The 8614-nt window shown below is 70.9% G+C and carries 5 protein-coding genes and 1 pseudogene; 1 reads left to right on the forward strand and 5 read right to left on the reverse strand.

The window, feature by feature from the left end; genetic code table 11:
- Positions 1 to 168: 168 nt before the first annotated feature.
- From H0487_RS20315 to H0487_RS20335, 5 genes are all read right to left on the reverse strand, one after another.
- On the reverse strand, positions 169 to 2283 hold the full coding sequence (locus H0487_RS20315; RefSeq protein WP_183096045.1) for an N-acetylmuramoyl-L-alanine amidase: 2115 nt from the start codon (positions 2281 to 2283) through the stop codon (positions 169 to 171).
- A 160-nt stretch (positions 2284 to 2443) separates the two neighbouring features.
- Positions 2444 to 3907: a hypothetical protein gene (locus H0487_RS20320; protein ID WP_183096046.1), complete on the reverse strand. Its 1464-nt coding sequence runs from the start codon at positions 3905 to 3907 to the stop codon at positions 2444 to 2446.
- Positions 3908 to 4000: 93 nt separating this feature from the next.
- Positions 4001 to 4765: an ABC transporter ATP-binding protein gene (locus H0487_RS20325; protein ID WP_183096047.1), complete on the reverse strand. Its 765-nt coding sequence runs from the start codon at positions 4763 to 4765 to the stop codon at positions 4001 to 4003.
- Between the two features lie 4 nt (positions 4766 to 4769).
- A complete protein-coding gene (locus H0487_RS20330; RefSeq protein WP_312856036.1) occupies positions 4770 to 5894 on the reverse strand; it encodes an ABC transporter permease in 1125 nt (374 codons plus the stop codon).
- Positions 5895 to 5917: 23 nt separating this feature from the next.
- Entirely contained in the window at positions 5918 to 7957 is a 2040-nt protein-coding gene (locus H0487_RS20335; RefSeq protein ID WP_183096049.1) for a glycosyltransferase, read from the reverse strand.
- A 94-nt stretch (positions 7958 to 8051) separates the two neighbouring features.
- Between H0487_RS20335 and H0487_RS20340 the strand changes: the two are divergent.
- Positions 8052 to 8614 (forward strand): annotated as a pseudogene (locus H0487_RS20340) (hypothetical protein); the annotation flags it as partial.

The following is an 8614-nucleotide window of genomic DNA, read 5'->3' on the forward strand; positions in this document are numbered from 1 at the left end:
CGCGAGCCCGGCTTCCCCACCAGGTCTCGCGGCCTTCACGGAACCGCTCGCGAAGGGCGGTTCCGTCGTCCTGGTCACCCGGGCCGGACGGGAGCGGCTCGAGGCGATCGAGATCGCCGAGCGCACCACCGCCCGCTTCCCCGCCTGAGTGCCAGGCCGGTCTCGGGCTCAGCCCACCATGTCGTACTCCGTCGTGTCGCCGGTGATCGCCACCGGTGCCCGGAACCCGCGGGCGCTGCCCGGGATCACCCACAGCTGACCTGTGCTCGCCGTCCGGGCGATGAGGTCGCTGTGGCCGACCAGGTCCACGTCGTCGGTCCCGATGAGCCAGTCGTAGCCGGAGACGGGGAGCGCCATCGACTTGGTCGCGGTGAATCCACCGGGGCCGTTGCCGTAGTAGAGGACCAGCCCGTCGCGGGTCCGGATCAGGCTGTCGGGCGCGCCGTCGTTGTCCCAGCGGCCGATCGGGATCTGCTTGCGGCCGGGGATTGCGGAGTACGCCGGGTAGGCCGGCTTGAGCCCCGCGGTGCCGTTGCCCGGATAGATCTGCATGGATCCGCGGGCGGGCTGCCCCATCAGGTCGGGCCGCCCGTCGCCGGTGAAGTCACCGACGGCGGCGAGCTTGGTGACCTTGGCGAACCCGGTCGCCAGCCTGATCGGCTCGCCGAACCTGCCGTTGCCGGTCGCGAGGTAGAGCCAGAGCGCGCCGTCGCGCTTGGTGATGAGGTCGCCCCGGCCGTCGAGGTCCCAGTCGCCGGCCTTGAGGATCAGGGCCGCGTCGGGCAGGGACAGGCCGGTGGAGACCTTCGCGCCGAGCCGGTAGCCGGTGTCGGTGGGGACGATCGGCCGGATGAAGACCATGCCGTCGACCGCACGGCGGACGACCAGGTCCGGACGCTCGGTCCCGACCAGGCTCGACTCGAGGTCGCGGCCGTCCCAGCCCTGCTGGGCCTCGGTGGCGAGCTGACGGATCCGGCCGAGCCGCTGGTAGAGGTAGGTGCCGGGGCAGGCGGTGGAGCCCGCGTCCCGGTGCCCGTTGATCGCCGGGAAGTAGTCCGAGGTGACGTACTGCTTCGGGTCGTCGGCGTCGACGCCGTGGAGGCCGAGCTTCCAGGCGAAGAGCGCCCCGTAGGCCCGGACCATCGCGCTCGACGGCCGCGCGGTCTCGAAGTTGCCGATCGCCGACATCGCGAAGGCGTTGTCGTTGTAGCCGAGCGTGTGGGCGCCGACGACCGCACGGTCGACGCCGCCGTACCGGCCCTCCCAGATCCGGCCGAACCGGTCGACGAGGAAGTTGTAGCCGATGTCGCTCCAGCCCTGCGACCGCGTGTGATAGGCGTAGATGCCGCGGATGATGCCCGGCACCTGCTCCCGCGTGTAGTCGTTCGCGTTGACCGTGTGGTGCACGAAACCGGCGTGGACCTCGTAGTAGTGGAGCGACGGCGCGTCCCGCATGCTCTCGTCGGCACCCCACTGGGCACGCGAGAAGATCTTGGGCTTGGGCGCCGCGACGGCGGCACTCAGGGAGAGGTCGTCCTCGCCATCGGCGCCGTCCGCGTCCGTCCCGGTCGCGCGGCGGTCGCCGGCGCCGGTGTCGATCGCGGGCGTCTCCTGGGCGGTGGGGGCGGACTCGCCCGGGTCGNGGTCGATCACGGCGAGCTTGAGGTCGGCCGGCGCGGCCGCGTCGGTCGCGACCCGGACCTGGACCTTGTCGACGTCGCCCACCAGCAGCGGCTCGGTGCCGGGCCGGGCGAGCCGCGCCTCGTCACTGTCCGGGTCGGGGCCGTGGTCGTCGTGGTACGGGACCTCGGTCCAGTCCGACCAGCCGCCGTCGGAGTAGGTGCGGGCCCGGACGGCGAGGGCGTCGTCCGCCACCTCGACGCCGTGCTCCCAGGTGACGCCGACGGCGCCGTAGCCGGTGACGGGGAGCACGTCGCTCGTGAGCTCCTGGCCGCCCGTGGTCGTCGTCCGGCTGCGCGCCTTGAGCGCGCCGGGCGCCAGCCGGGCCCCGTCGGGCGCCGTGAGGCTGTACTCCTCGACGGTCGGGTCGACCGGGGCGGTCGGCACGGTCGCCGGCACGTTCGCCGAGCGCAGGTAGGCGGCCTGGCCGGGGTCGCTGCTGAGCGCCGCACCGGGCCCCGCGGGGCGCACGTCCATGGTGATCGTGCGGGCGGCCGGGGTCAGCGCAGCGAGGACCAGTCCCAGTGCCAGCAGCTGCTGGCACGCCGAGACGAACCGGCTGCGCCGGGCCGTCCCGGCTCGGGTGATCGGCTTCGCGAACATGGTGAATCTGCTCCAACTGTGTGAGGGGAAGGGTTCACACGAGTAGCAACTTTCACATGCGTCACAGGCCTGCGGAAGAGGTTCTGAGTAACTACAAAGTTGTAATTACCAGCCGACACGCCGACATCTCCGAGAAATGTCAAGTTCGTGCGGTGCGGGGCTACGGCCGGGTCCAGCGGAACAGGTCGTCGTCCCGCTCGGTGTCCGCAGGGTCGAGATTGGTCGACCGGGACACGAAGTAGACCCGGTCGCCGTCCGCGCTGATGCCGGCCGCCCGGCTGTCCTCGTCGCCGCAGACACCGGCCGACGTGCAGCTCACCGGCTGGGTGCGCCCCGTGTCGAGGGCGGTCAGCACGGTCTGGCCCGCAGGAGTGTCCGACGTCCAGGCGACCTGTCCCCCGACGGCGTCGAGCACCGGGCGCACGAGGGCGGCGCCCGGCCAGGAGCGGACGGTCCCCGTCGCGACGTCGCGCACCAGCAGCGGCCGGTCGGGGATGCCACCCACCGCGGCGACCGTCGAGCCGTCGCTGCTGATCGCCACCAGCCGGACCGGTCCGAGGTCGGTGCGGCCGACCCCCCGTCGCCAGAGGTAGGACGGCTCCGGGCCGTCGAGGAGCGGCTCGACCACCACCTGCTCCTGGTCGTCGGACGCCCGGTAGTCGCCCCAGACGTAGCCGGTCGGGGTGATCTGCACCGAGGTCCCGGCCGCGCGGTCCCACCGCCGGAGGGGCGAGCGCGCCAGGGGCGCCTGGGGCGTCGGTCCCGTCGCCGCGTAGACCAGGGAGCTCCCGTCGGGGCTGACGAGCGCTGTGAAGCCGGCGCGCAGCAGCACCGGCGCCGAAGCCCGGTCCCAGGACCAGATCCCGTAGCCGGCGCACCTCCGCTCGTAGCCGCCCTCACCTCCGCGGTCGTCGTACCAGACCCACTCCCAGGTGCAAGCCGCGGCGACGTAGACGACCTCGCCGTCGTCGGCGACCGATCCGCTGGTGGTCAGGTTCTTGCCGGCCGGCAGCGGCACTTGCACCGTCGTCTCGACGTCGTGGTCACGGACCTCGATCCGTTCCAGCGACGTCCCGGAGTGGGGACCCGGAACGGTGATCTCGCGGACCGCCCACCGACTCTCGGGCAGGAACGGACCAGCCTGGCGCCCGCCGCCGGGCGGCAGCCCGTCGGGCACCAGCGAGACGACCCCCCGCTGGTAGGTCGCGACCGTCATCGGCGGGGTCGTCCGTCCCGGCAGGGTGCCGTCGGCCAGGGTGATCGCCCGGACGTTCCGCTCGCCCACCGCGAACCTCCGGTTGAACCAGGCGGTCCCGGCAGCGTTCTGGGTCGACTCGGCGAGCTTCTTCCAGACCCCGTCGACCTGGTGCTGGAGCTGGACCCGCCGCCCCTGGCGCACCGGCGTGAAGGTGGCCTTGAACCGGATCGTGTCGGTGCTCGCGACGTGCGCCTCGCCCGAGCGCAGCGGGCCGCCGAGGAGCTGCCACTGCAGGCTCCCGGCCTGGACGACCGCGGCCGCCCGCGCGGTCGCCGGGGTGGTCTGCGCAGGAAGGCCGACCAGGGTGAGCGCAGCGACCACCGCGACCACCAGGGTCGACGCTCGGGAGCAGGATGTACGACGCACAGCGATCCCTTCGCAGAGCCCGTCCGAGCCGCCACGGTAACCCGCGAACACGTCAAGGTCACCCGAACGTGGCAATTCAGCAGCGGCGTCGACTCAGATGTCGTCGCCGGTCTCGTCCAGCTCTTCCTCGTCGTCGCCGTCGTAGTGGAGGAAGTGGATCCCCTCCTCCACTCCCCCGTCGAAAACGAGTCGACCGTTCTCGAGCACCACGACCCGGTTGCACATCCGGCGCACCTGGCCGGCGGCATGGCTGACGTAGAAGATCGTCCGGCCGCTGTCGCGGATCTCTCGCATCTTGGCCAGGCACTTGCGCTTGAACGGCTTGTCCCCGACCGCGAGCGCCTCGTCGGCCAGGAAGATGTCGGAGTCGACGTGGACCGCGATCGCGAAGCCCAGCCGCGCGTTCTGGCCCGAGGAGTAGTGACCGACCTGGGTGTCGAGCCGGTGGCCCAGCTCGGCGAACTCGACGATGTCGTCGAACTTCCGGGCCGTCTCGCGCTCGCTCATCCCGAGGATGGCGGCGTTGAGGTAGAGGTTCTCGCGCCCGGTGAGCTGCGGGTGGAACCCGGCGCCGGTCGCGATCAGCCCGGCGATCCGGCCGCGGGTGAGCACCTGGCCCTCGTCGGGCTTCATCACGCCGCTGATCATCTTCAGCAGCGTGCTCTTGCCGGACCCGTTGAGGCCCATCAGCCCGATCGACTCGCCCTGCTCCACCGTGAACGAGACCCGGTCGATGGCCTTGAACTCGGTGCTCGTCTCCTGGCCGCGGATCTTGGCCACCGACATCTGCTTGATCGTGCGGTGGAAGCGCAGCTTGAACGTCTTGGTGACGTCGTCGAGGACGATCGAGGTGGTCATGGCGTCACAGCCGTTCCGGGATCTTGGACTCGAGCCTGCTGAAGACCAGCTGGCCGATGCCGAGGACGACGAGGCTGACGCCGGCCATCACCAGGCCCCACAGCAGCAGGTCGGGCGGCAGGTCGGTCTGGGCGACCAGCTCGGGGTCGCTGGTCGTGCCGACCCACAGGGCGCGCTGCACCAGCAGGACGCAGTCGGCCAGCGGGTTGAAGAGGTAGTACTGCGAGAAGTCCCCGAACCGGGCGTGGACGAAGCTGAACGGATAGATCATCGGCACGCTGAACCGCACGAACAGCTGCAGGATGTTGACGACGTTGCTGAAGTCGCGGAAGAACACGTTGGCGGCGCTGAACATCAGCGCGCACCCGGTGCCGAGCAGCATCGCGATGAGCAGGCCGAGGAAGAGTGCCGCCATCCCGACCGGGTCCGGCGTCCACCCGTAGGCCAGGCAGGCGATGAGGAGGATGACCATCTGCGGCACGACGTGGAAGAGCGACACCAGCATCGAGGCCACGGGGAACATCTCCCGTGGCAGCGCCAGCTTCACGACGACCGCCTTGTTGCGCACGATCGACCGGGTGCCGGCGGCGAAGGTCTCGGTGAAGAAGTGGACGACCACGAGTCCCGCGAAGACGTGGATCCCGAAGTTCTCCACGTTCTTGTGGAGCTGCATGATCACGCCCATCACGAACCAGTACACGAAGAACTGGGCCGCGGGACCGATGTAGGACCACAGCATCCCGAGGAACGACGCCTGGTAGCGCGCGCTGATCTCGCGCTTGACGAGCAGCTTGAGCAGGTAGCGCTTCTGGAAGACCGCGAGCAGGCCGTTGTTGGCCGTCGGCGGGGTCAGGGGGAAGGCCGAGACGTCCCGCTCGACCCGCTCGACCGACGGGGTCTCCGCCTGCCGACCCGTCTGCCGACGCTGTCGACGCCGCTCACGCTGGGGGTCGCCGCGGGGCGTGGCGGCCGGCGCCAAGGCTTCGGGTGGGGCACCGACCGGCACCAGGACCGGCGCGATCTCGCGCTCCGGGGCCGGGACGGGAACGGTGACCGGGACCGGGGCCGGGGGAAGCGGCGTCGGCGGGGGCTGCCGCCGTCGACTCCGTTCACCGGCGTGCTTGCCCACCTCACGACGCCGAGCGCCGAACCTCATTCGTCGTCGAGGCCTTCGAAGGTCAGCTTCCAGCGCTCCGGCGAGGTCAGCTCGGGGAGGGCGGCGCGCCACTGCTCCGCGAGCTGGTCCCACTCCTTGTAGAGCTTGGCGTGCATCTTCACCGAGCGCTTCATCTGATCGCGGAACTGAGCACGGTCACGGCGGTACCAGGACGCCGAGACGCCGTCGGCCGACGACACGATCGCGGAGTCGAAGTGCGCGAGGCGGTACCAGCGCTGGTCGACGTGGGGGACGATCCCCTCCGGGTGGGTCTCGGCCAGCTCGCGGGTGTCGAACGCCTGGCGCAGCAGACCGGTCGCGGCCATCTTGGCCTTGCCGATGGTCGTGCTGGGGACGGGGATGCCCTTCCCGCGCTTCTCGAGCTTCTTGCGGCGGGGCGTCGGGAAGGCGTCGAGCTCGGGCTTGGACTGGCCGTCGTCGTAGCCGTCGCGCAGCGCCCGCACCTCCTGGAGCCGGTTGAGGAGGTCGTGGTGCATGCGGTCAGGTCCGTCGAGCACGTCCTGCAGCGCGAGCAGGATGGTCTCGCCGGTGCCGTACTGCATCGACATCAGCCGCTTGGTGTGGTTCTCGAGGCTCTCGCGCACGAGCTTGCCGCCGTGCGGGTACGGCGAGTGCAGCAGCGCCGACACGAGCCGGTTGCGCTCGTGGAAGTAGGCCTGCCAGTCGAGCGTGTCGTCCTTCTCGGTCCACGGCACGTGCCAGACGGCGACACCCGGCAGGGTCACCGTCGGGTAGCCGGCCGCGGCGGCGCGCAGGCCGAACTCGGCGTCGTCCCACTTGATGAACATGGGAAGGGACAGCCCGATCTCGCGGATCACCTGGGTGGGGATCAGGCACATCCACCAGCCGTTGTAGTCGACGTCGATCCGGCGGTGCATCCACGAGGTGGCGCGCAGCGACTTCTTCGAGAAGTCGTGGCTGTGGACGCTCGGGGCGACCGGGCCCCAGAACCAGCGGTACTTCGCGATCGCCTCGCCGTAGGCGTGCATGACCGAGCGGTCGTAGAGGCTGAACATCTGCCCGCCGACGAGTGACGGGGTCTTGACCAGGTCGGCGAAGGCGACCGCGCGGAGCATGCCCTCGAGCTCGCAGACGACGTCGTCGTCGAGGAGCAGGACGTAGTCCGAGGCGCCCATCGAGATCGCCTCGTTCATGGCGCGGGAGAAGCCACCGGAGCCGCCGAGGTTGGGCTGCTCGATGACCCGCAGCTTGGCGCCGAGACCGGCCGCCGCCGCCGCGTAGCCCGGGTCGTCGGTGACCTTGTTGGTGCCTTGGTCGACCACGACGATCTCGTCGATGATGTCGAGGACCGCCGGCGCCGAGGCGAGGTTCTGGAGCTGCGGGACGCAGAAGTCCGGCCGGTTGAACGTCGTGATGCCGATGGTGATCCGGCCGTGGCGGAGCTTGTCGGTCTCGAAGCCCCAGCTCGCGTCCTCGAGCACGAGCTCGGCGGCGCCGCCCTCGAGGTCGAACCAGTACCAGCCACCGTCGATGAACGGCTTGAGCGGGAGCTCGAACGTGATCGTCTCGGCGACGTCGCTGTCGAGACGGTGGGAGTCGGCGCGGACGACGTGGCCCTTGGCGGTCGAGCGGTAGACGATGACCGAGCCGTGGCCACGCACCCGTGCGCTCAGCCGGACCGAGCCGAACTCGGTCCACCGGCGCCAGTAGCTGGCCGGGAACGCGTTGAAGTAGGTGCCGAGGGTGACCCGCTTGTGCGGGTCGACCGCCACGCCGGAGCCCTCGGTGATCCGACCGAAGCCCGACATCCCGGCGCCGCCCTCGGCATCGTCGTCATCGTCGTCGGCGTCCTCGTCGACGTGCTCGTAGTCGCTGCCCGACTGGCGCGCGGGCGCATCGTTGCCCGACGAGATGCTGGTGACGCCACTGACGTAGAGCGACTGGACGTCGAGCTCCTGGTCGTCGGGGAGGACGAGCCGCTGCACGACCCGGAATCCGGTGGTCGTCTCCTCCGAGGGAGTCGCGGGGCTGGCAGCGGTGGCGGCTTCGCTCACGAGGGCGTGTTCCTTAGACGCAGGCACAAATGGACGTGGATCAAGGTATCAGCGCGGCGGTCGCAGACAGCGAATCCGCTGCTAGGGTGCGCCGGTGCCGAATGCGTCACATTCCGGCTCGGGGCTGGCCCGGACGGTGCTCCACGTCGGTGCGATGAAGACGGGGACCACGTTCCTCCAACAGCTCCTCGCCGACCATCGCGCGCCGCTCTCCGAAGCGGGCGTCGCTGTCCCGAAGGACCAGGCGCTGGCGCTGCGTGGCCTCCTCAACGGCGTGCCTGCCGCCGACGCCGCGACCCGGCGCGACCGGGTCGCCCACGGGCTGGTGCGCGGGATCGCCGAGCACCCCGGTCGGACCGTCCTGTCGTGGGAGTTCCTCAGCTTCCTCGACGCGAACGAGGCGCAGCGCCTGGTCGCGTCCCTGCCGGGCGAGGTCGACGTCGTGCTGACCGTCCGGGACGCCGCCCGCACCCTGCCCGCCCAGTGGCAGACGACCTGCCGCAACGGCACGACCCAGCCGTGGCCGCGGTTCGGGCGCGCCGTCGGCGCGTGGCTGGAGGGCGGCCGCGACAGCCGTTCGGCGCGGCTGTTCCGTCGTACCCAGGACGTCGGTGCGATGGTCGCCGCCTGGTCGGCGGCCGTCGGGCCCGACCGGGG

Source organism: Nocardioides stalactiti (assembly GCF_014180715.1).
GTDB lineage: Bacteria > Actinomycetota > Actinomycetes > Propionibacteriales > Nocardioidaceae > Nocardioides > Nocardioides stalactiti.